The sequence below is a fragment of the Kineosporia corallincola genome, assembly GCF_018499875.1.
GTDB lineage: Bacteria > Actinomycetota > Actinomycetes > Actinomycetales > Kineosporiaceae > Kineosporia > Kineosporia corallincola.
The window spans coordinates 315,503-338,797 of sequence record NZ_JAHBAY010000008.1 but is presented as its reverse complement, the minus strand read 5'-3'; the positions used below and the strand labels follow the sequence as shown (position 1 = coordinate 338,797).

The 23,295-nt window shown below is 71.3% G+C and carries 14 protein-coding genes; 12 read left to right on the top strand and 2 right to left on the bottom strand.

The genetic code is table 11. The annotated features are described in order from the left end of the window. Window positions 1-95 precede the first annotated feature (95 nt). The 9 genes from KIH74_RS20870 (at window position 96) to KIH74_RS20830 (ending at window position 13,740) form a co-directional block, all read left to right on the top strand. Complete coding sequence (locus tag KIH74_RS20870; protein WP_214157692.1) at window positions 96-1,016, top strand: flagellar motor switch protein FliM; 921 nt, start codon at window positions 96-98, stop codon at window positions 1,014-1,016. A 95-nt stretch (window positions 1,017-1,111) separates the two neighbouring features. Next, complete coding sequence (fliN, locus tag KIH74_RS20865; RefSeq protein ID WP_214157691.1) at window positions 1,112-1,897, top strand: flagellar motor switch protein FliN; 786 nt, start codon at window positions 1,112-1,114, stop codon at window positions 1,895-1,897. Further along, the gene (locus KIH74_RS20860) at window positions 1,894-4,923 is read left to right on the top strand and encodes a FliO/MopB family protein (RefSeq protein WP_214157690.1); all 3,030 of its coding nucleotides are present in this window, start codon (window positions 1,894-1,896) and stop codon (window positions 4,921-4,923) included. Before fliN ends, KIH74_RS20860 begins: the two co-directional genes overlap by 4 nt. A 2-nt stretch (window positions 4,924-4,925) precedes the next feature. Continuing rightward, complete coding sequence (gene fliP / locus KIH74_RS20855; RefSeq protein ID WP_246572740.1) at window positions 4,926-5,849, top strand: flagellar type III secretion system pore protein FliP; 924 nt, start codon at window positions 4,926-4,928, stop codon at window positions 5,847-5,849. 9 nt (window positions 5,850-5,858) lie between these two features. Next, entirely contained in the window at window positions 5,859-6,128 is a 270-nt protein-coding gene (locus KIH74_RS20850) for a flagellar biosynthetic protein FliQ (protein WP_214157688.1), read from the top strand. A 1-nt stretch (window position 6,129) separates the two neighbouring features. Next, on the top strand, window positions 6,130-6,891 hold the full coding sequence (locus KIH74_RS20845) for a flagellar biosynthetic protein FliR (protein WP_214157686.1): 762 nt from the start codon (window positions 6,130-6,132) through the stop codon (window positions 6,889-6,891). Between the two features lie 9 nt (window positions 6,892-6,900). Next, window positions 6,901-8,070 (top strand): flagellar biosynthesis protein FlhB, encoded by a 1,170-nt coding sequence (gene flhB, locus KIH74_RS20840; protein ID WP_214157684.1) that lies wholly within the window; start codon window positions 6,901-6,903, stop codon window positions 8,068-8,070. Window positions 8,071-8,247: 177 nt separating this feature from the next. Beyond that, a complete protein-coding gene (locus tag KIH74_RS20835) occupies window positions 8,248-13,041 on the top strand; it encodes a beta strand repeat-containing protein (RefSeq protein WP_214157683.1) in 4,794 nt (1,597 codons plus the stop codon). Between the two features lie 39 nt (window positions 13,042-13,080). Beyond that, on the top strand, window positions 13,081-13,740 hold the full coding sequence (locus KIH74_RS20830; RefSeq protein ID WP_246572830.1) for a sortase: 660 nt from the start codon (window positions 13,081-13,083) through the stop codon (window positions 13,738-13,740). 100 nt (window positions 13,741-13,840) lie between these two features. Here KIH74_RS20830 and KIH74_RS20825 read toward each other — a convergent pair whose 3' ends face one another. Next, window positions 13,841-14,011, bottom strand: a complete 171-nt coding sequence (locus KIH74_RS20825; RefSeq protein WP_214157681.1) for a hypothetical protein — start codon at window positions 14,009-14,011, stop codon at window positions 13,841-13,843. A gap of 469 nt (window positions 14,012-14,480) precedes the next feature. Here KIH74_RS20825 and KIH74_RS20820 point away from each other — a divergent pair, with 469 nt between their 5' ends. Genes KIH74_RS20820 through KIH74_RS20810 form a run of 3 tightly spaced genes read left to right on the top strand, consistent with a single transcriptional unit; the run spans window position 14,481 to window position 22,463 of the window. Further along, the gene (locus tag KIH74_RS20820; RefSeq protein WP_214157680.1) at window positions 14,481-16,559 is read left to right on the top strand and encodes a flagellar biosynthesis protein FlhA; all 2,079 of its coding nucleotides are present in this window, start codon (window positions 14,481-14,483) and stop codon (window positions 16,557-16,559) included. Beyond that, window positions 16,543-22,182, top strand: a complete 5,640-nt coding sequence (locus KIH74_RS20815) for a hypothetical protein (RefSeq protein WP_214157679.1) — start codon at window positions 16,543-16,545, stop codon at window positions 22,180-22,182. The genes KIH74_RS20820 and KIH74_RS20815 overlap by 17 nt, the downstream gene beginning before the upstream one ends. Then, complete coding sequence (locus tag KIH74_RS20810) at window positions 22,179-22,463, top strand: hypothetical protein (protein WP_214157678.1); 285 nt, start codon at window positions 22,179-22,181, stop codon at window positions 22,461-22,463. Before KIH74_RS20815 ends, KIH74_RS20810 begins: the two co-directional genes overlap by 4 nt. 12 nt (window positions 22,464-22,475) lie before the next feature. Here KIH74_RS20810 and KIH74_RS20805 read toward each other — a convergent pair whose 3' ends face one another. Next, entirely contained in the window at window positions 22,476-23,099 is a 624-nt protein-coding gene (locus KIH74_RS20805) for a TetR/AcrR family transcriptional regulator (protein ID WP_214157677.1), read from the bottom strand. Window positions 23,100-23,295 lie beyond the last annotated feature (196 nt).

Here is a 23,295-nt window from a genome sequence, read left to right as displayed (position 1 = left end):
CACCGGGGCGGCACGCGTTGTGGTTTTGACCGGCCGTCAGGTGCTCGTGGGGGCACCGATTAAAGTGCCTGGCCCCACCCACCGATGGTCCTTTCGTGGGCTACTCCAATCAGGCGACCAGCACAGGCAGGCGCCCACGGGCAGGTGCTCGAACCTACGACTTCCGACGGCCGGTCCGGCTGGCCCGGGAGGATGCCCACCTGCTGAAGGTCTCGATGCAGACCTTCGGCCGGCAGGCAACCACCGTGCTCACGACCAGTCTCCGGGCGGTCAGCGTGCTCAGCCTCATCCAGGTCGAGGAGATGAGCTACGACGAGTACCTGTCCGGGCTGCCCGAGGCGAATGTCTGTGCCGTGATGTCGCTGGAACCGTTGCAGGGCAAGGCTCTGATGAGCCTCGACCTGAACACGCTGATGGTCATGATCGATCACCTGCTCGGTGGCAGCGGCGCCGGTGATCAGCCGGAACGCCAGCTGACCGACATCGAGCAGACGCTGATCCGGCACCTGCTCGGCCGGGCGCTGCGCGAGCTGGCCTATGCGCTCGAACCGATCGCGGTCACCCGCCCGCAACTGCTCACGCTGGAGAGCAACGCCCAGTTCGTGCAGGCTGCGGCGGCCACCGACCCGGTGATCGTGGCGCGTCTGCAACTGGCCCTGGGCGAGCGGATGAGCACGATGGACCTGTGCATGCCGTACGCCATGCTCCAGCCGGCGCTGGAGCAGGCCACCCGGGCCCAGGACCGCGGCGAGAAGCAGAAGCAGCGCTCCGCCGCGGCGGCCAAGACCACGCAGCGGCTCAACGACGTCGAGGTCGACGTCTCGATCCGGTTCGACCCCCTGCGGATGAGCTCGTCGCAGATCGGCTCGCTGGCCGTCGGTGACGTGATCAGCCTCGGGCACCGCACGTCGAAACCGCTGGAGGTCACGTCGGCCTCGTCGACGTTCGGGTTCGCGATCCCGGGTGCCTCCGGCAAGCAGCTGGCGGCGCTGATCGTCGACCCGCAACAGCAATGACTTCACCCGGACAGCTCAATCCGCGCACGGATGCGGCCGAGACAAGCATGGACGCCACCTCGAACAACTGACTCTTCGCGAACCGAGGACCCCTCATGTCTTTCTCCGCCTCACCCCTGGTTCCCGAGCAGCGCACCGGCGACTCCGGCAACGGCGAGGCCGCCGTGCAGGCCGCCGTCGGGGCCGTGCGGGAGGCCCTGCCGCAGATTCCGTCCGCTTCGCCGCTGAACATCGGTGAGCCGATCCAGGATCCGGGTGAGGCCACGCTGCCCGACCCGGCCGGTGCGGCGATCACGGCGTTCCTCTCCGGTGGGGTCGAGGGCAAGGTGCTGCTCGTCGTCGGCCAGGAGCTGGTCGACGCCCTGGCCGGAACCCCGTTCGGCGCGCTGGAACCGGCCCAGGCCCTGCGCCCGGCGCTGGACTCGATCGCCGGCTCGCTGGGCGGTCGGCTGGACGGCGACCCCACCGCGACGCCGGTCGAGGAGTGCCTCGACGTGCTCACCGGCGGCACCGTGGTGATCCTGCCGCTGACCGGCGAGGACGGCGCCACCACCGCCGTGGTCGGGCTGTCGATCACGCAGATGGCCCCGCCCGCGCCGCCCGCCCAGTCCCGTCCCAACCCGGCCGGCGCCCGTAGCTGGGGCATCGAGATGCTGCGCGACGTCGAGATGGAGGTGACCTGTGAGCTGGGCCGCACCCGGATGTCGGTGCGGCAGCTGCTCGCGCTCGCCCCCGGTGACGTGGTGGAGCTGGACCGGCTGGCCGGATCACCGGCCGATCTGCTGGTCAACGGAACTCTGCTGGCCCGCGGCGAAGTCGTCGTGGTGGACGAGAGTTTCGGCCTGCGGATCACCGAGATCGTCACCCGGGACGCGACATGACCGGCGACCTGGACCTGCTCGGCCGGGTGGTCGGCGGCCTGATCGTGGTGCTGGTGTCGATCGGCCTGGTCGCCCGGGTCGCCCGCCGGGCCCGGGGGGACGTCGGTGGCAGCGGTCTGCGGATCGTCGAGCGCGTCGGCCTGTCCCGCGAGGCCAACCTCGCGGTGGTCGAGATATCCGACCGCAAGCTGCTTCTCGGCGTCACGGCACAGGGTGTGACGATGCTCGCCGACATCGAGGGCCAGCAGCCGCTGTCCGGCGTGGTGATCCAGCCGGGGACGCCGTCGCGGCACCGCGACCGCTCCGGGCGCGGTTCTTCCAGTGCCGTGCTGGCTTTCGTCGTGGCCCGCCTGCGTGAACAGCTGGGCCTCAAGAGCTCACCACCTCAGGACGACGCCCAGCCCGCGTTCACCCGCCGCCGTGCCCCTCAGCGTGGGCGCCGCCGGGCGGTGCGCAAGGTGGCAGCCCATGCCAGCACACCCGTCAGCACCCCGCTCCGCTCGTTGATGGGTCCACCCGTCAACTCTCCGATGGACGACGAGGACCACGAGCAGCTCGCCCTGCCGGGCGGGATTCCCGGCGAGGAGGCCGATTTCGGTCCGCACGTCGACTCCTTCGCCGAGCCGGACGACGACACGGCGGACGATGTGGACGATGTGGACGAGCCGCAGGTTGCTGACGTGAGTGACGAGCAGGCCTTCATCCCGGATGATGAATCCTTCGACGAGCCAGACTTTTCCATTGACGACGAACCGGACGACCGCCCCCGCGAAGCGACGCCCCTCCGCCCCCGGGGCCGGGCGCTGCGGCGCAGGCGTGCCCGGAAACCCCGAGGCGTGTGGGGCATCAGCGAGCCGGACCGTCTCGTGATCAGCGACCCCGAGAACATCAGCGCCGACGCCCTGGTCCAGGCCGAGGACGCCGCAGCCGAACTCGCCGCCACCTTCGGCGGTCCGGCCGCTGATCCCGCCGAAATCTTCGACACCGCAATGACCACGATGCCCGAGACCAGGCCGGCCGCTCCTGCCGATGCCACTGACGGCGCCACGTCGGCGGCCACGTCGGCGGCCACCTCGGCAACCACGTCGGCGGCCACCTCGGCAACCACTTCGGCCGCTCCGTCCGGCATCACCGCGCGCAGCGCCTCGGACAGCGCCATGCCCGGTTTCACCGCCGACGCCGCGCCCGGCACCACCCCGGCCACCGAGCCCGGTGTCGTGGCCGATCACCCGCTCTCCTCAGGACCTTCCAGTCCGCCGGAGACGGGAGCGGCGCCGGTGGATGCGCTGCTCACCGACGTCCATGATTTTTATGACGCACCGGTGACCGCCACGCCCGAGCCGACCACCCCCACCGAGCCGGCCACCGATCCCGCCACCACGTCGGCCACGGCGCCGCAGGCGTCCGCACGCCGTTCGGCCGGCCGCCGGGCCGCCGGGCCGCCGCAGGTGGACGGGCCGCGCACGCGGGCCGAGATCCGCGCCTCGCTGCGCGACACCCCTGCCGACGAGCAGACGGTGCCGCTGCCCGAGACGCTGAAGGTGGACGAGTTCCCCGATCTGGCCAGCGCTCTGCGCGCTGCCGGTCGCACGCAGGTGCCGCCGAGGCCACCCGTCGCCGAAAAAATCGAAGAACGAGAGGGTTTCGTTCCGGACAGCCCGGCGGCGCTGTTCCAGAAGCACCCTGACCGGGCCGCTCAGGCCGCCCGCGACAGCCTGACCGAGCAGACTGCCCTCCAGGTGGCCGCTTTTCAGGCGGAGGCCTATCCGGGCACGGCTCGTCCGTCGTCGCGGAGCGGTTCGCCGGTGCAGGTCGATCGGGTGCAGATCCCGGTCGAGCAGCTGGCCCAGGCGCTCGGACGCCGGGCGGACCGGCAGGAACGCTCCACCCGCCAGATGCTTCAGGACGCCCGCTCGCTCGCCCGGGCGGTTCCGGCCGCCGACGGTTCGGCACAGGCCGCCGCCTGGGCCGCACAGCTGGCCCGCTCGACGCCGGGCGGCCAGGCGGCGACGGAACGTCCTCGTCCGGCCCAGGGTCGTCCTCCGGCCCAGCCCGGTCGCCGTGTGCAGCCTGACCAGACGTCCTGGGCTGTGGATGCTTTCGGCTCTCCGGTGCAGCAGCCCTACGGCTACGAGCAGGAGACGGTCTACGACCGGCGCCCTGGGGATGCCCGGCGGGGCCCGGCCGACGCGGGGCGAGTGCCCCGGCAGCAGGGACCAGCGGGATCGCGGCGGCCGCAGTCTGTTCCGGGGTCGGGCCGGCCTGTTCCCGGAACCGGTGTGCCGTCGATGCCGCCCGCCGCCGGCCGTCCCGTCGGCCCGCAGGCTCGCCCCCGTCGAGACGACGTGCGGCAGGGTCCTTACCCGGAATCCCAGGGCAGGCCGTTCCATGATGGGCAGGCCCAGCCGAATCAGCCTCCCGCGCCCCGGAACCGGCGACCCCAGAACCAGATCGGGCAGCCCTACGGCCCGGGGGCACAGCCTCAGCGGCCCCAGGGACGCCCTCAGGGACGTCCCGGTCGCGGCCCCGCCCCGGCAGGCCGGCGACCGCAGGGGCCGGTCGGCCAGTTCCCCGCGCCGACCCCGGCCCGCCGCATGCAGAACCCCGAGCCCTCGCCCACACCGGCACCCCGCATGCAGGGGCCGGCTCAGCGTCCGGTTCAGCGCCCAGCTCAGCACTCCAGCCAGGACCCGGCCCAGCCCTCAGGCCAGAACCCACCTCCGGCCCGGAACCCGAACCAGCGCCCAACCCAGCGCCCCATCCAGAACCCCGCCCAACGTCCCACCCAGCGCCCGGCTCAGCCGATGCCCCAGCATCCGGCCCGGTCCCGGGTCCAGAACCCGGGTCAGCACCCGAGCCGGCACCCGGCTGACCACCCACAGCTCCACCCGCAGAACCTGGGCGAAACTCATTCCGCCCAGGGTGATCCCGCCAACAGCACCCCGGAGCCCGAGGCGGGCCGGCACACCCGCCCGTGGCGCCAGGGCGTGGACGCCCTGCGCGACCTGACCCTTCGGCGGGGGTGACCATGACCGGCCATTCCCCCCGGGAGGGCCTGCGTCCCGTGCACCGCCTGCTCTCCGGGCTGCTGTTCGGCGTCGCTCTGCTCTTCCTCCAGACCGCCCTGCCCGCCACCGCGGCGGCCCAGGCGACCATGGTGACCCAGACGTCCTCGGCGACCCAGGCATCCTCGGCGACCCGGGCAACCATGGCGATCCAGGCGTCCTCCGGCACCGCCCTGACCAACCCGGTCGAGCCCCGCAACCCGGCCGCACCGGACGCCGACGGCCTGGACGACGGCGAGGTCACCGTCAGCGTGCCCGGCCAGCGCAGCCAGGTGCTGTCCATCATTCTGCTGGTCAGCGTCATCGGGGTGGCGCCGTCGGTGCTGCTGCTGTGCACGTCGTTCACCAAGCTCGTCGTGGTGATGTCGCTGACCCGCAGCGCGCTGGGCACGCCCTCGGTGCCACCGAACCAGGTGCTGGTCGGGCTGTCGCTGTTCCTGTCGCTGTTCATCATGGGCCCGACCGCCGACGCCATCAACGAGAAGGCCATCCAGCCCTACTCCAAGGGTGACATGAACGTCACCCAGGCCTACCGGGCCGGCAGCGAGCCGCTGCGCGACTTCATGCTGAAGCACACCCGCGACGAGGAACTGGCCCTGATGACGAAGGCGGCCGGCATGCCGATGCCGGAGAGCCGCCAGAAGGTCGAACTACGCACCCTGGTACCGGCTTTCGTGCTCAGCGAGCTGCGCGGGGCGTTCATCATCGGGTTCGTCATCTTCATCCCGTTCTTGGTGATCGACATCGTGGTCAGCGCCATCCTGATGTCACTCGGCATGGTGATGCTGCCCCCGGCGCTCGTCTCGCTGCCGTTCAAACTGCTGCTCTTCGTGCTCGTCGACGGCTGGTCGCTGATCGTGACCACCCTGATCGGCAGCTACCGCTAGGAGGTCCGCATGGAACACCTGGTCATCCAGATCGTCGCGGCCGCACTGCTGACCGCCACGAAAGTGGCCGGCCCCGTGCTGTTCGCCACCCTGGCGATCGGCCTGGTGCTGTCGATCGTCCAGTCTGCCACCCAGATCCAGGAACAGACACTGACTTTCGTGCCGAAGCTGGTGGTCACGGCGGTGGTGCTGGTACTGACCGGCGGCTGGTGCCTGAAGACCCTGGAGGGCTTCACCCGTGAGCTGTTCAACATGGTGCCCACCCTGATCAACACCTGACGTGAACCTGACCTTCGGCGAGCTGATCCTCTCCGGATACCTGCTGGCACTCGGGCGCACGGTGGGGTTCGTGCTGGTCTCGCCGCCGTTCAACACCCGGGCCATTCCCGGGCAGGTCCGCGCCGCAACGGCTTTCGCGCTGGCCATTCCGATGTCCACCTGGACCACCCGGAACCCGCCCGAGCTCGGCTCCGGCGCGATGATCGGCCAGATGCTGCTCCAGATGCTGCTCGGGGTGGCCCTGGGCTACTTCGTGCTGATGGCCGTGGCCGCGATCCAGACCATCGGTGACCTGATCGACCTGGCCGGTGGTTTCAGCATCACTCAGGGCCTGGACCCGCTGTCGATGGTGCAGAGCTCGGTGATGGGCCGGCTGCACCAGCTGATCGCCATCACGCTGTTGTTCGGCACCAACGGCCACCTGGTCATCCTGCGCGGCCTGTCCCGCACGTTCGAGATCTCCCCGACGGCCCGGCTGGACCTGTCCCAGGTGGCCGAGACGATGACCGGGATGGTCTCCACCATGTTCCTGTCGGCCATCCAGATCACCGCGCCGATCCTGGCCGCGCTGCTGATCGCCGACGTCGCGCTGGGTCTGCTCACCCGGGCGGCCCCGGCGCTGAACGCCTTCGCCCTGGCCTTCCCGCTGAAGATCGTGCTGAGCCTGTTCCTGATCGGCCTGATCCTGGTGCAGATCCCGGGCGCCCTGGAGAACTTCGTCAGCACCGCGGGTGTGACCATGATCCGGATCGTCGGGGGGTGAGACCAGGCCATGGCCGGTGACAAGGACGGCAAGACAGAGAAGCCGACACCGAAACGCCTCAAGGACGCCCAGAAGGACGGGCAGTTCCCGCGCTCCCAGGAGTTCGGCACCTGGGCGTCACTGGCGATGGCCCTGGCCGTGATGCCGCTCAGCGTGCACCTGACGGACGAGCGGGTGCGCGAGATGCTCGCGAAACTGCCCTGGGTGGCGCAGGACCCGAGCCTCGCGCGCGCGTTCCAGGTGATGAACGAGATCCCGATGGCGGTGGCGATCGGGGCCGCGCCGATGAGCATCGCGGCGATGCTCACCGCCGTGATCGCGACCGCGGCGCAGGGCGTGCACCCCAGCGCGAAGGCCCTGAAGCCGAAGTTCAGCAAGCTGAACCCGCTCCAGGGCATCAAGCGGATGTTCGGCCCGCGCGCGGCCTGGGAGGCGCTCAAGGCGCTGCTCAAGGTGATGGTGCTGGCCGTGGTGGTCTATCTGCTGGGCAAGAACCTGATCCCGGAACTGGTTGGCGCGGGCGTGCTTCCGCTGATGGCCACGGTGGAGCGCACCAGCGCGGGCATCCGCTCGCTGGTGTTCACGGCGGCCGGCGCCGGCCTGGTGCTGGCCATGGCCGACTACTTCTACCAGCGTCATGAGGTGATGAAGCAGCTCATGATGACGCCCAAGGAGATCAAGGACGAGTACAAGCAGCAGGAGGGTGACCCCCAGCTGAAAGGCGCCATCCGGCAGAAGCAGATGGCGATGGCACGCAACCGGATGATGGCCGATGTTCCCACGGCCAACGTCGTCCTCACCAACCCGACACACCTGGCGATCGCCCTGCGTTACGAGGCCGGCAAGGGCGCACCGAAGGTCGTGGCCAAGGGCTCGGGCTCGGTGGCCCAGACGATCCGCGAGATCGCCAGGACCGCCCGTGTCCCCGTTGTGGAGGACAAACCGTTGGCCCGGGCGCTTTTCCGGGTGTGCGAGATCGGCGAGGAGATCCCGGCGGAGCTCTACATGGCGGTCGCCCGGATCCTCGCGTTCGTCATGCAGGCAGGCAAGCCGGGCCGCAACGCCGGAACCCGGAAAGCGCCCACCAAGACGCCTGTTCCGGACGTGCTGCCCACCCGGTCCGTCCTCAATGCCCGCAGGAGACGCGAGCTCAGCGAAGCGCGGCATCGAGCCCGTTGACCGCTTTGGCTTTCAAAAGCGGGCGCAGTGGGCGATATTCGGCTCCCCCGTCCAGAGATCTTTCAGACACGCCGAGCGTAATCCCAAGTCTGTAATTACACCGCTACCTAGAGTCGCCGATCGACCGGATCGACATGGATCACGGCATCAGGTAGCGGGGGCGCATCTATGCGTGTCTTGACACGGACCAGTACGAACCCGGGCGGGGGGCCGCTTTTCAGCGGCCGCACCCGTTTCCGGCACAGACGAGGGGTCGCGCAGGTCGTCGCCGGCCTGCTCGTCGCCGGTGGCGGCCTGCCACTGGCCGCCGCGACGGCAACAGCATCCGCGGCTCCTCAGGCGAACCCGGCCCACCCGGCCCGGACCTCGACCGCGCACTCGGCGGTGGGGAAGCCGTCGAGTACACCGGGAAAGGCCCAGAAGGACAAGAAACTCGGCAAGTCCGACTTCCGGGCGGCAGCGGACGGATCCACTGCGGCATACGCCTACGGGGTCTCCGCGAACGTCTCGCTTCTCGGGGCCAGTGCGATCGGCACCGACGACACCCCGAAGTCCGACTGGCCCGCCGGGCCGGCGCAGGCCACCACCGCGAACGTCGGGGTGACCGGACTGCTGGCCACCGGCACGGCCACCACCACCGCCAACGGTGACGATCTCAAGGACACGGCGACCGCGAGCGCTGCGGTCAACGGCCTGGGCACCGGCACCGGGCTCCAGGGTCTCCAGGCGGTCACGGCCGACCTGGTGCAGTCCCAGTGCACGGGTACGGGTGCGGGGATCACTGCCACCAGCACCGTCACCGGTCTGAAGCTCAACGGGGTCCTGAACACCACGGTCCCGTCCAACCCGGCACCGAACACGGTGATCAACATCCTGGGCCTGGGCACGCTGACGCTGAACGAGCAGACCCAGTCCACTCCCGCGACGGGCAAGACCAAGCTGGCCACGAACGCCCTTCACCTGCGGCTCCTCGGCGGTGCACTGAGCGCCGTGGGCCAGGGTGACGTGATCGCCGGGCACACCGAGTGCACCACGACCAACGCGGTGACGCCGACGGTCACGAGCTTCACGCCGGCCACGGGTCCCGCCACCGGTGGCACCGCGGTCACGATCACCGGTACTGGTTTCCGCGGCGCCTCCGACGTGAAGTTCGGCGCCAACTCGACCCAGTACACGATCGACAGCCCGACCCAGATCACCGCCAACGCCCCGGCAGGCTCCGGCGCGGTCACGGTTTCGGTCGCCACATCGGCCGGAACCGGCACGTCGTCAGGCAATTTCACCTATGTCGGGGCTCCGACGGTGACCGGCCTGACACCCTCGACCGGACCTCCGGCGGGCGGCACCACGGTGACGATCGCCGGGACCAACTTCGTGGCGGGTTCCACGGTCAGGTTCGGCTCCGCGAGCGCGACGAACGTGACGGTGAACAGCCCCACGTCGATCACCGCCGACGCACCGGCCGGCACCGGGTCGCAGTTCGTCACGGTGACCAACTCGGGCGGCACCTCGGCCCAGGTCCAGGGCGCCGTGTACACCTACTCGACGCCGGCTCCCACGGTCAGCTCGATCGCGCCGACCCACGGCCCGCTGGCCGGTGGCACCTCGGTGACGGTGACGGGTACCGGTTTCACCAGCCAGTCGGTGGTGAAGGTCGACGGCACCGCCCGGCCGACCACCTACGTCAGCCCGACCGAGGTCGACTTCGTGACGCCGGCTCACGCGGGCGGCAACGCGACGATCACCGTGGACAACGGCTCGACCAGCGGCACGGGCAGCGCGACGTTCACCTACGGCGACCCGAACGCCACCAGCATGACGCCGACCAGCGGCCCGATCACGGGCGGTACCTCGGTCACCGTGAGCGGTACCGATCTGGACCAGGTGACGTCGGTGGACGTCGGTGGCACCGCCGGCACGATCACGGCCCAGCCCGCCTCCGGCACCTCGCTGACCTTCACCACGCCGGCCAATCTGTCCGTCGGCCCCGCGACCGTCACGCTGAGCGGGCCCGGGTCGAGCACGACCAGTCCCGGCGCGTTCAGCTACAACCTGATCGGTGGCGTGGCACCGCTGGCCCTGGTGATGAACCCCACCACCGGCCCGATCGCCGGTGGCACGCAGGTGACCATCGGCGGCCTGTTCGTGGGCACGCCGACCGGCGTGGAGTTCGGCGGAGTGCCGGGCACCGGCTTCTCGTACACCGCCGGCACCATCACCGTGAACACCCCTCCGGGGACGGCACCCGGTGACGTCGGTGTCACCGTGCTGTACAGCGGCGGTGTCACGTCGAGCGTGCTGACCAGCACCTTCACCTACACCGCCGGCGCCCCGACGATCGGCTCGCTCAACCCGACCGGCGGACCGCTCACCGGTGGCACCACGGTCACCGTGACCGGGACCAACTTCACCGCCGGCTCGATCGTCGCCGTCAACAGCATCCCGGTACCGACGACCTACGTCGACGGCACCACGCTGGAGTTCACCACGCCGCCCGGCACCCGGGGCAACGCCCCGGTCACCGTGCAGACGGGTCTGCTCGGAACCCCCAGCAGCCCGGTCAACTTCGCCTACGTCAGCGTTCCGCTGAACGCGGTGGCCCTGCCGCTCACCGGCCCGTCGGCCGGTGGCACCTCGGTGACGATCACCGGGCTCGGGCTGGACGACGTCACATCGGTGGACGTCGGTGGCACCTCGGTGCCGTCGAGCGCCTTCACCGCGAACACGGCGACCACGCTGACCTTCCCCACCCCGGCCCACACGTCCGGGCTGGTGACGCTCTCGCTGAACGGCCCGTTCGGCACGAGCGTGCTGCCGAGCCTGTTCATCTACACGGCGTCGGCGCCGACGGTCAGCGCGATCAGCCCGACCAACGGCGGGCTCAGCGGCGGCTACACCGTGACACTCACCGGCACCGGGTTCGACAGCTCCACGGCGATCTCGGTCGGCGGGGTCGCGGCCACCCAGGTCACCCCGAACCTCGCGGGCACCTCGGTGACCTTCCGGATGCCGGCCGGTCTGGTGCCGGGCGCCGCGACCGTGACGGTGACCACCGACGGCGGCTCGGCCAGCACCACGTTCACCTACAACACGCCGCCGACGATCACCTCGCTCTCGCCGATCACCGGCACCGCGGCGGGTGGCACCGAGGTGACGCTCACCGGAACCGGTTTCGCCGGGGCCACGGGCGTCACGATCGGTGGCAACTCGGTGACGGGGGCCGGCTTCACCCTGGTCGATCCCACCACGATCCGCTTCACCACCCCGGCGCACGCCACCGGACCGGTGAGCGTCGTGGTGACCGGACCGAACGGGAACAGCACCGGCACCACGCTGTTCGTGTACACGCCGATTCCGGTGGCCCCGACGATCGGGACCCTCACGCCGGCCGTCGGGCCGGTCGCGGGTGGCACCCAGGTGACCATCACCGGTACCGGGTTCCTGCTCACCTCGGGCGTCACGTTCGGGGGCTCGGCCGGCACCGGGGTCACGGTGATCAACGACAACACCCTGGTGGTGACCACACCGGCGCACGCGGCCGGCGCGGTGAACGTCGTGGTGACCAACCCGGTGGGCGGTAGCGGCACCACCGGCTCGGCGGCCTTCACCTACGTCGCGCCGAACACCGCACCGGTGGTCGACACGATCACGCCGGCCAGCGGCCCGATCAGCGGCGGCACCTCGCTGGTGATCAAGGGCATCAACCTGAACGGCGTCTCGTCGGTGACGTTCGGCGGAACGGCGGGCAGCAACCTGACGCTGGTCGACAACTCCACGGTCACGGTGACCAGCCCGGCCCACGCCGCGGGTGCCGTGCCGGTGGTGCTGACCAACGCCAACGGGAGCAGCAGCGCCTACGTGTTCACCTACGTGCCGCTCACCCAGCTGCCGACGGTCTCGGGCCTGACGCCCGAGGTCGGCCCGGTGGCCGGTGGCACCCGGGTGACGATCGGCGGCACCGGGTTCGACGCGAACACCACCGTCACCTTCGACGGGGTGGCGGGCACCGACCTGGTGCTCGGGCCGGACGTGGCCGGTGCTTCGTCGTCCACCCGTTCGAAGATCGGAACGACGAGCAGGGACGACGGGGTGAAGGCGCGCGCCTACCACCCGGTGCCGGTCTCCAAGGCCCTGAAGAAGTGGAAGGCGGCAGCGTCCAACACTCTTCAGGTCACCACACCGCCGCACGCCGGCGGCCCGACCACGGTGGTGATCACCAACTCGGCGGGATCGATCAGCTTCGTCGAGTCGTTCACCTTCATCCCGGTGCTGGCCGCGACCACGACGATCGAGACCGATGTGACGATCAGCGCGACCAAGGCGATCGCACCGGCCGGCCCGAACTACTCGGGCCTGCGGGTGACCGCCTGCGCGGCACCGGAGGGTCTCGGCTCGACCACGGTCTCCGACGACGGTGACACCTGCGAGTACTCGGCACCCGACCGGCTCGGGACCGACAGCTTCGTGATGTCGGTGATCGACGACCTGGGCCAGACGGCCGAGCAGACGGTGAACGTCACGATCGTGGCCGAGGACGGCGGCGGTAGCACCGGCGGCGGAGGCGGCAACGACTCCGGCGACGGCGACAACGGCGACGACGACGGGGGCAGCGGCACCAACGGCGGGGGCGGCAACGACTCCGGCGACGGCGACAACGGGAACGACGGGGGCGGCGGCAGCACCACCGACGGTGGCGGCGGCAACGACTCCGGGGGCGGCCTGGCCTTCACCGGTACCCCGCTCCTGCTCATCCCGGGGCTGGCACTGGGCCTGGTGCTGATGCTGATCGGCGCCGGCCTGCTGGGTGCCGAGCGGTTCCGGATCCGGCGGGGCGGCAGCTACGGGCAGCCGGTCACCGACGAGCACGGGCGGCAGCTGATGCCGGCCGGCCTGTTCGGCAGCGGGCCGGGGCGGCGCCACGAGGCGTACGACCACGACCCGGCACCGCAACACCCCGATGACGCCGCGTAGCTAGCGTCCCACCGAGAGAAACGGAAGGATGAGGGAGTGATGTTGATGGGGCGGGCCCGCGGATCGCGGGTCCGCCTCATCGGTTTTGCCGTCCTGACCGTCGGCCTGCTGCTGACGGCCGGCGTCGGCGGAGGCTGGTGGTACACGAACTGGTCGGCCCGCAGCACCGCCCACGGCCTGGCCGACCGGGCGGCCGAGGCATTCACCGACCCGGGGCCACGCAAGCCGACCGACGTGGTCGTGCCGCGGGGCGTGTCCGGGCCGGTGGTGGCGGTGGTCCGCATCCCGAAGCTGGGCGGCGACTGGCGGATGCCGGTGGAGCTGGGCACCGGGACCGACATCCTGCGGCAGGGACTGGGGATGTACGACGGCAGCCCGCAACCCGGGCAGAAGGGCAACGTCGGGCTGGCCGGGCACCGCACCACCTGGGGTGCTCCGTTCAAGCACATCGACGAGCTGACCGCCGGTGACCTGATCCGGGTCTGGACGGCGAAGGGCCGGTTCGACTACCAGGTGGTGAGCGAGGGGGTCACCGATCCGTCGGACGTGTCGGTGGTGCAGCAGAAGACGGCGAAGGGCCGGGCCTGGCTCACCCTGACCACCTGCCACCCGGAGTTCTCCGCGGCCGAGAGGCTGTATGTGCATGCCCAGCTGGTGCGGAGTTCGCCGGCCCGGGCGAGGGAACCCGCCCGCACCTGAGCACCTGCGTACCTGAGTCAGGGGAAGCATGAACCGTGGCCCGGATCTTCCGACGAAGATCCGGGCCGACCGGTTTGCGCCGGCGCCGGGAGGCGCCGGATCAGCTGACGGCCGAGTCCGTTCCGGACGCGGGCGCCGGGGTGGGGATCTCGGCCGTGGCCGGGCTCCGGGTGATCATCAGGCTCGAGACGAGGTTCTCGGCTCGGGACAGAGCGATCATCAGAACGGTGAGGACGGGGAAGACCGCGATCGCGGCGACAACTACGGACATTCTTCGGCACCTCCGCCGAGGGCAATGCTAAAAGTGCTGGAACGGTTACGGATACAGACAACGGGCACCGTGCGCCCGCGCACGCCCATGTGCGTGAACGGTACCCCGTGCCGAAGCCCATCGCAGTCTAGTTTGCTCCGATTCGGCAGGAATCGCGGCCCACTTCACAACAATGTATGCCCGAAGTTCGCTTCGGCATCCCGGGGCGCCCCACCGATCGGCCGACCGGGTGCCCGAAGACCACAGGAGCACAGGCATCTTCCCTGTTTTCGACCCGAAATGGCCACCTCACACCGGACTTTGACTCGGCGTAGACGATAGGCGACCGGAGCGTGATGCCTGCCTCCGGCCGGGCGGCCTTTTCCCCCGGACGGGCCCGCCTCAAGTCCGGTGCACGGTGCGCCGATGTGAGCAACAACCACGGATGGAGTAACCCCCGGCTACACCCTGCTGTCGAAAGGTCGCGCCCGTGCCGTCGAACCGGATGACCCGCATCGCTGTCCCGATAGCGATCGTCATCGTCGTCCTGATGATGGTCGTCCCGCTGCCGGCCGCCCTGCTCGACATCCTGATCGCCCTGAACATCGGCGTCAGCCTGATCGTGCTGCTGGTGGCCCTCCAGGTGCAGCGGGTGCTGGACTTCGCGATCTTCCCGACGATCGTGCTGGTGGCCACCATCTTCCGGCTGGCGCTGAACGTCAGCTCCACCCGCCTGGTGCTGCGCGACGGCTTCGCCGGGCACGTGATCGACGCGTTCGGCCACATCGTGATCGGGGCCAACCTGATCATCGGTCTGGTCATCTTCGCGATCCTGATCATCATCCAGCTGACCGTCGTCACCAACGGTGCCTCCCGGGTCGCCGAGGTCGGGGCCCGCTTCACCCTGGACGCGATGCCCGGCAAGCAGATGGCGATCGACGCCGACCTGAACTCCGGCCTGATCGACGAGGACACCGCACGTCAGCGCCGCAAGGACGTGGCGGCCGAGGCGGACTTCTACGGCGCCATGGACGGTGGCACCAAGTTCGTCAAGGGCGACGCCATGGCCGCGGTGATCATCACCCTGGTCAACCTGATCGGTGGGTTCGCGATCGGGATGCTCCAGCGCGGCATGGCCGCAGGCGAGGCGATCCAGACCTACAGCCTGCTGAGCGTCGGTGACGGCCTGGTCTCGCAGATCCCGGCGCTGCTGATGTCGGTCGCGACCGGTGTGATCGTGACCCGCTCGACCGGCGCCGGCGACGTCGGGTCCGACCTGATCAAGCAGCTCGGCCGGCACCGTCAGGCCCTGATGATCGGCGGCGCCTCGCTGCTCGGGCTGTGCCTGATCCCGGGCATGCCGAAGCTGCCGTTCCTGATCGTCGGCGGAATGGTGCTGTTCATGGCCTTCCGCTCCACCGACGGCGGCGCCGAGACCGAGAGCGGTGCCGAGGCGATGCCCGGCCAGGGGGCGATCGCGATGCCGTCCGGCCAGGTGCCGCTGCCGGCCGGCGGCGACCGCGACCCGGTCACCGACTCGCTGCGGGTGGACCCGCTGGAACTGCTGCTCTCGCCCGACGCCGTCGACCTGGTGGACGCCGCCCGCGGCGGCGACCTGCTCGACCGGGTGCGGGCGCTGCGCCGCAAGACCGCCCTCGACCTGGGCCTGGTGCTGCCCCCGGTGCGAACCCGCGACGGCGCCATGCTGGCCCCCGGCACCTACGAGATCCGGATCGGCGGCAGCAGCGTGGCCACCGGCGAGGCCCCACCCGGGCACCTGCTGGCGATCGGCGACTCGATGGACGGCCTGCCCGGCCGGCACACCACCGAGCCGGTGTTCGGGCTGCCTGCCGTCTGGGTGCCGATCGAGTACCGGGCCTCGGCCGAGCTGGCCGGCGCCACCATCGTGGAGCGCGCGGCCGTGGTCACCACCCACCTCGCCGAGATGGTGCGGCAGAACGCGTCCCGGTTGCTCAGCCTCGACGACACCCGCGACCTGCTCGAGGTGCTCAAGGGCGACCGGCCTGCCGCGGTGGAGGAGCTGGTGCCCGGCGTGCTGCCGCTGTCCGCCATCCAGCGTCTGCTCCAGGCCCTGCTCGACGAGCAGGTGTCGATCCGCGACCTGGGCCGGGTGCTGGAGGGTGTCGGCCAGCGGGCCCGCACCACACAGGACCCGGACGCCCTGCTCGAGGCCGCCCGGGCCGCCCTCGGCCCGGCGCTCGCCGCCCAGTACGTGCGGGACGGCGTGCTGCGGGCCATCACCCTGGAGCCCGCCGTGGAGACCCAGATCGGCGAGGCGCTGCGGGCGAGCGAGCAGGGTGTGGTCATCGCCCTCGACCCGGTCCAGGCCCAGCGCCTGGTCTCGGACATCTCGGCCCTCCAGACCACCGCGGAGCAACGCGGTGAGCTGCCGGTGCTGTTGATCTCGGGGCCGTTGCGGCTCCCCATGCGACGTCTGCTGCGCGGCTCGCTGCCCCAGCTACCGGTCATCGCCTTCACCGAGGCGACCGGGATTCACCAGATCGAGACCGTCGGACAGGTGAGTAGTAGTCATGAATTTGCTTCTTGAAGGTGACGACCTGGAGGCGCTGCTGATCCGCGCCCGGGCCCGGGGCGGTCCGTTCGGCCGCATCGTGAGGGCCGAAAAGGTGCGGCGCGGTGGCGTTCTCGGCTTCTTCGCGAAGGAGGGCTTCGAGGTCTCCGTGGAGGTGCCCGGCGACGGGCCGGACGAGGCCGAGGAGCTCACGCCCCGCCCCGTGCGACCCACCGTGACCGACGACTTCTCGATCGAGGACGCCGGGCGGCTGGCGATGGCCCGGCAGGCCGCGTTCGAGGCCGCGATGGCCGCGGACGAGAGGGCGCCGATCCAGGACGCCCCGTTCACCGGCGATCTCTACGAGGTGCGTGAGCCCGTCGACCTGGGCGACTTCCTCGGCACCGCAAGCCATTCGCCGACGCGCCCGGCGGTGCACCCCGGCGCCGTGCGTTCCCTGGGCGCGGGGCCGGCGCACGACGACCGTATGCCCCTGGACCGCCGGCTGCCCCTGTCCCGCCCGGCGGCGGACGACGAGCCGGCTCCGGACGCGATGGAGTGGGACGAGGCCGAATGGGACGAGTGGAGTGAGGAACTCGCGGCCGACGACCGGGAGGCGGAGGAAGAGGCCTTGGCCCACGCGACCCTGCCGCCTGCCGTGGAGGTTTCGGCCGACCTGTTCGAGCAGAACGAACGTGGGGACGACGCGGCCGGGCCCCGCGCGCCCCAGGACGAGGCGCCCGGGGCGGTCACTCCCGAACCAGCACCCTCGCCGGACCGGGTGTCGCGGATCGCCGCCCGGGTGATCGAGCTACGGGCTCAGCGGGCGCGGATCCGGGCCGAGCTGTCGGCCGGTGCCTCCGGCGCAGCCGATACTTCCGGCACAGCCGATACTTCCGGCACAGCCGATACTTCCGGCGCTGGCGAGGAATCCACCGCGCCCCAGGGTCTTCCGGAGTCATCGCATGCCGCGACCGCCAAGCCGTCCCGTGCCCGGCGTTCCCGGGGCAGGGGTTCCCGGGGCCGGGGCTCCCGCGTGCGGGGTGCGCACGCCAAGTCGCGGGCCGAGGTCGACCTGCGCATCGAGATCCCGGAGACGGAGCAGGTGGGCGACGGGCCCGACGCCGTCCCCCATTCGGCCGTCACCGGTGTGGCGGCGTCCGATCCGCAGGAACTCGACTTCGGCAGGTTGCGCCCGGCCTGGGCCCGTCGGCGGGGGACCAAGGACGGCGAGGGGCGCCGGAAGCGTTCGTCGTCATCAGGTTTGGTGCTGCCCGCGAACCGCAACCCGGAGCTGGCGTCGGCTGTGCTGGTCACCACCCCGCCCCTGGGGATTCGGCTGGGGGTGTCGGCCGGTGGGCCGTCCGGGGGACAGCCCGCGCAACCTGGCGGGGGCGTGCCGCTCAACACGACGGGGAAATCGTCCGATCCATCGACCGTGAGGGACATTCCGAAGCTGCTCCCGCTCCCGCCCAAGGCCCGCTCCGGCGAGGCCGGCGACGGCGGCGCGGACGATGCTGCCCGGAACACCCCCGCCGGCACACCGATCTCGGCCGGCCTGCCCGGAACTTCCGGAACCTCCGGAATTTCTGACTCCGAGGCCGAACTGATCGCGAAGTGGGCCGATCCCACGGGCCCGACGCCGGTTCCGGCTGTTCCGGCCGATCCCCCGGTGCCCGTCCTCGCGGACGCCGATCCGGCACCCCCCGTCCCCCTGCCCGAGGCCCTCTCGCAGGGTTCGGACGCACCGAGCCAGGACGAGACCCCCGAAACCGGTCTGCCGTGGCCGGCCGCGCCCACCCTCGCTCCCCCGGTCGTCCCGGAACCCTCGCCCGAAGCCGCTCCTGCGGTCGCCCTGGCACCGCCGCAAGCCGCGCCGGAGCCCGTCACGACCCCTTGGAGCGCTCCCCTGCCCGGCCAGGGCGACCCCACGATCACCTCCCCCTGGGCCTCGACCCCGGCCGTATCGGCCCCCGAACCACCCACCTTCGCCGTGCCCGCCGAGGCGGACCCCACGCAGGCCCCAGGCTTCGCCACCGCCCTCGAAACCCCGCACCACCCAGGCCTGGCCCCCATCCCGACAGAAACGAACATCCCATTCTCAGAGCCGTTTTCGTCGGTATCCACGAACCAGGCCACCACCGAGACCTCCCCCGCCCAGGTCGCCCCCGGCGTCCCCAACGCCTTCACCACCCCGACCTTCGCGGACCCCCCGACCGCTTTCACCACCCTCAGCCCAGCCAATCCCTCCGGCGAAGCCGACATCCCGGCCGTCGCCGTCCCTCCCGCTGCTCTCACCGACCCGAACACTCACGGATTCACCGCACTTTCGCCGACCCCGGACATTGCCGAGGCCCAGGAACCCGCGCCCGCCCTCAGCACCCCGGACCATGCCGAGGCCCTGACGCCTCCGCTCACCTCTACTGTCCCGGGCGCTCCCGACGCGCCGACGGCGTCACCCATCCCCGACGCACCCGCACAGCAGTGGGCGGCACCGGCCCCCACAGAAACGGCGGTGCCCAGTCAGCCCGCCGCCCCGGCAGAGGTGCCCGATCTTCCGGCCACGGCCCCTCGGGCAGCGACGATTCTTCCTCGGGGCAAGGGCAGCAAGCCCAAGCGTCCGAAGAAGAACATCCCCACGCCGAGAACCGAAACCCCAGAATCGGCAACGACAATCCCGTCGCCGACCGTCTCCACGGAGAATGCGGACGACTCCGGCCGGCACCGCCCCCGCCGAGACCGCAGCCACGCCCGGCACACCGGCCCGGGCACCCATCCGGCGACGGACGACTCCGCCACGAACGAGGACGACGAGGGCTTCAAGCTGTTCGGCGTCCGCCTGGGTGGCCGAAAGAAGAAGAACAAGGCCAGAACTGAGGACGCCGCCCCGGTCACTCCCCTGCACACCGCACCCGAATCAGGCGAAGGGCAGGATCCGGGCGAGCCCCGCGTGGAAGCCTCCACCGAGGCCGCCGCCGAACACCCGCCGCCCTCGCACGTGGTGGCCGCCCACGCCAGTTCGCTGGCCGCCGCCGGTGAACTCGGCGTGGCCGAGGCCGTGCTGTCCGCCCACCAGACCAGCCAGCACGGAACCACCCTCACCGCCCCGACCACTCCAGCTCAGCCCAGCATTTCCGCCCAGCCCAGCTTTCCGGCCCAGCCGGGAGCTCCTGACCAGGCCATGACCTCCCACCAGATGGGCATCCCTGAGCAGGTCGGCACTTCCGACCAGCCGATCGCCTTCACCCAGCCGGGCATTCCCCACCAGGTGGCCACTCCCGACCAGCCGACCACCTTCACCCAGCCGGGCACTCCCCACCAGGTCGCCACTCCCGACCAGCCCATCGCCTTCACCCAGCCGGGCAGCTCCGCCCAGCCGGCCCCCCTCACGCAGCCAGGCAGTCCCGGGCAGCCGGATGCCCCTACCCACCCGGACACCCCCACCCAGGACGCCACTCTCACCCCGCCGACCATCCCCGCCCAGCCGAACGCCATCACCCAAACCGGCACTCCCGACCTGGCCGGCACTCCCGATCAGCCGACCATCTCCGCCCAGTCGGCCCCCTTCACACAGCCAGACGCTCCCGCCCAGCCGGCCAACTCCGCCCAACCAGCCAGCCCCGACCAACCAGCCAGCCCCGCCCAGCCAGACGCTCCAGACCTGGGCGGAGCCCCCGACCTGGCCGGCACTCCCGACCAGCCAACCGCCCCCAGCATGCCCGAAACCCTCGACCAGCAGGATGTTCCCGGCCGTCCGCCCGAAGCTGCCCAACCCGAAATCCAGGACCAACCGGCAGCGCCCACCCAGCCCGGCGCCCCGGAAGCCGAGATCGCGCGCCCCGAGGTCACTCCCGACGCAACCGGCCAGGGCGTGACCGCTGCCTGGGCCTCCACCCACCCCGGCGCGGAATGGCCGGCCCCCGCAGCCCCGAGCCCTGCTCCCGGGCAGGACGCCGATTCTCCGTGGGCGTCCCCGGCCGAGGCTGCGGCGGCGTGGGCCGTGCCCGCGGAACCTGCGGCCGCGGCCTGGGCCGCCCCGGCGGAGCCGGTGCCCACACTGCCGCAGGTGATGGCGATTCCCGTTCAGCCACAGGACGATACAGTGAGCGCCACCTTCCAGGAGGCGGCCGTGCCCACCGCCCCCCAGGCCGACACGACTCCTGCCACGGCCGACACCACCACAGGTGCTCAGGGCACGACACCCGTCCCCGCCACGAGCCCGGACGTGCCGCAGACCGCCCCGGAAGACTCGCCCGCGCCCACCCTCGGCGAACCTCTGCCGACACTCTTCACGGCGGAGGCGCCGTCCGTGCCGACGGATCCGGCTCCCATCATCACGCCGATGGACGCAGCCGTTCTCACACCGCCGCAGGCAGTCTCAACACCCGCCGGGCAGGAAGAACCGTCCGCTGCTTCTCCGGGCGCAACGGCACCGGCCCTCGCCGCGACGACCGAGACCGAGGTAACGCCGACCGCGGACATGGCCGCAGCACCGACCGCTCCCATGGCGACGGTGAGCGATGCGGAGCCCGCGTCGTCCACCATTGGTCCGATCGACGGGCCGGTCGCCGCAGCAGCGCCGGTGGTGGCGGAGAGTCCTTTCTTCGTCGAGCCGGAGATCACCTGGGCCGGAGGGCATTTCCCGACCGAGCCCGAGCAGAGCCTGACCCCTCTGCCGGTGCCGGAAGCCGGCCCGGCGGTGGGGTTCCCGGTCACCGAGTCACCGTTCGTCCACGAGCCGGAACCCGCACCGCCCCAGGCCTCCGGCGGGCAGACCACGCCCGAGGCCACAGCACCGCAGTCCACCCCAGCCCTCGCCCCGGAGACCACGCCGATCCCGATGCCGAACATCACCCTGTCACCAGCGCCCGAAACCGCCGACCCGCAGGTCGTTCCCGCTCCGGCGGCCGGCCTCGTCCCGACCCCCCGCGCCGCCCAGGACCACGACTCCCCGGAATCCGCCGGGCACGTCGACCTTGACGCGCTGCGGCCCGGGGACGAGACCGAGATCGCCGGGCAGGCCGCCTCCACGGTCACCCTGACCTCCGACAAGGTGGCCCTGAACAGCCTGGGCGTGCCCGCCACCTGGGCGGCCAACCTCCAGCCCGGTGACCGGTTCATGGCCGTGGTGCAGATGCTCGGCGAGATGCCGGAGCCGGACATCGCCGAGGACGTGCCGGTCATCGCCGTGGTCGGCCCGTCCGACGTGGTCGAGCTGGAGGCCGCCCGCACGGCCCTGGACCTGCCGCACGAGGGCAGGCCGCGCCCGGTGGTGTCGGTTCCCTACGACGTCGGCCCGGCCCGGCTGGCCGCGATGGATCTCGGGGCCGCGACCCGTCCCGTGGTGGTCAGCGTGCCGGTCGACGGGGTCGGCAGGGACGACGCCGCCCGCGTGCGGGAAGTGCTCCAGACCGTGCAGGCCCAGGCCGTGATCGCGGTGCTGTACGGGCACATGTCGCTGGAGGACAACCGCCGCTGGGTGGACGACCTGGGCCAGGTCGACGCGGTGGCACTCGACGGGGCCCTCGGTTCCGCCGAGCCGGCCGGGGTGCTGCGTCTCGGCCTGCCGGTGATCCGGGTCGACGGCATCAGCGTGGACCGGATCGGCTGGGCGGCTCTGCTGTGCACCCAGCTCGCGGTGGGTGGCGCGATCTCGTGAACCCACTGGCCGTCGGCTGCGCGATCGCGGCCGTGCTGGCCGGGCCGCCGCTCTACGCCCAGTGGCAGAGCGGCGGCCAGTCCGGCACGTCCGCGCTGATCCACTATGCGATCGTCGCCGGCCTCTGCACGATCGGCACCGCTCTGATCATGAACCTGATGACGCACTATCAGCGCGAGTGGGAGGACAAGGACGAGGCCGAGGCCCGCGAGGCGGCCCAGGCCGCGGCCGAGGCCGAGGCGAAGCGCGCGGCCGAGGAGGACGAGGCCCGCCGGTCCTGAGTCAGGCCTGAGTCAGTTCAGCCGGGCCAGCGCGCCGACCATGCGTGCCTCGATGTCGGGCGGCCCGGGAAACACCCGGGTGACCGCCCGCTGATGCGCGAGCCCGTGCAGGCCGAGCCACAGCGCGACGGTGTCGGCGGCCGGATCGGTGCTGGTGGACCGGCCGGCCTCGACGCAGGCCGCGAGCTCGGCCGCCAGCAGTCCGAGGCTCTCGTCACCCAGTGATGTCAGGTCTTCCTCGGTGATCGAGCTCTCGTCCAGGTTCGGCATCCACAGGCCTCCGAACATGGTGCGGTAGCGCTGCGGATGCTGCCGGGCGAACTCCAGGTAGGCGTGGCAGATCGCCTCCAGCCGCCGCCGGGGGTCGGCACCGGCCCCGTCCAGGGCCGTTGTCAGAGCCTGGCCCAGTTCGGCGAACGCGCTGCGCACCACCGCCAGCATGATCGCCGGCTGGTCGGGAAAGTGCTTGTAGATGGACGGCGCGGCGATCCCCGCCTGACGCGCGATCGCACGCAGCGTGAGGCCCCGCTCGTCACCGAGCTCGTCGAGCAGAGTGACTGCGGCCTCGACGATCTCGTCGCGCAGACGCCCGCCCTCGCCCCTCCGGTTCCGCGTGCGCGTCTCTGCCTTTTCCACCGGAGGATCCTAGCCGAGCACCCCGGCGCTCCCCTCGGCGACGGCTGCCACCGCTCCCGTGGGCACGGCACGGCACGGCACGGCACGGGAAGGCCTTTTCAACTTTTGACACCGGCGAGGCGGCCAAGGTGGTGTCAAAAGTTGAAAGGGCTCCCCCGTGCTGGCACAGGCACCTGACACCAGCACAGGGCACGGG

Bases quoted from the DNA above. Each gene is read 5' to 3' on its own strand.
- fliN (WP_214157691.1), top strand. From the start codon at position 1,112: ATGTCTTTCTCCGCCTCACCCCTGGTTCCCGAGCAGCGCACCGGCGAC.
- KIH74_RS20860 (WP_214157690.1), top strand. From the start codon at position 1,894: ATGACCGGCGACCTGGACCTGCTCGGCCGGGTGGTCGGCGGCCTGATC.
- fliP (WP_246572740.1), top strand. From the start codon at position 4,926: ATGACCGGCCATTCCCCCCGGGAGGGCCTGCGTCCCGTGCACCGCCTG.
- KIH74_RS20850 (WP_214157688.1), top strand. From the start codon at position 5,859: ATGGAACACCTGGTCATCCAGATCGTCGCGGCCGCACTGCTGACCGCC.
- flhB (WP_214157684.1), top strand. From the start codon at position 6,901: ATGGCCGGTGACAAGGACGGCAAGACAGAGAAGCCGACACCGAAACGC.
- KIH74_RS20830 (WP_246572830.1), top strand. From the start codon at position 13,081: ATGTTGATGGGGCGGGCCCGCGGATCGCGGGTCCGCCTCATCGGTTTT.
- KIH74_RS20825 (WP_214157681.1), bottom strand. From the start codon at position 14,011: ATGTCCGTAGTTGTCGCCGCGATCGCGGTCTTCCCCGTCCTCACCGTT.
- KIH74_RS20815 (WP_214157679.1), top strand. From the start codon at position 16,543: ATGAATTTGCTTCTTGAAGGTGACGACCTGGAGGCGCTGCTGATCCGC.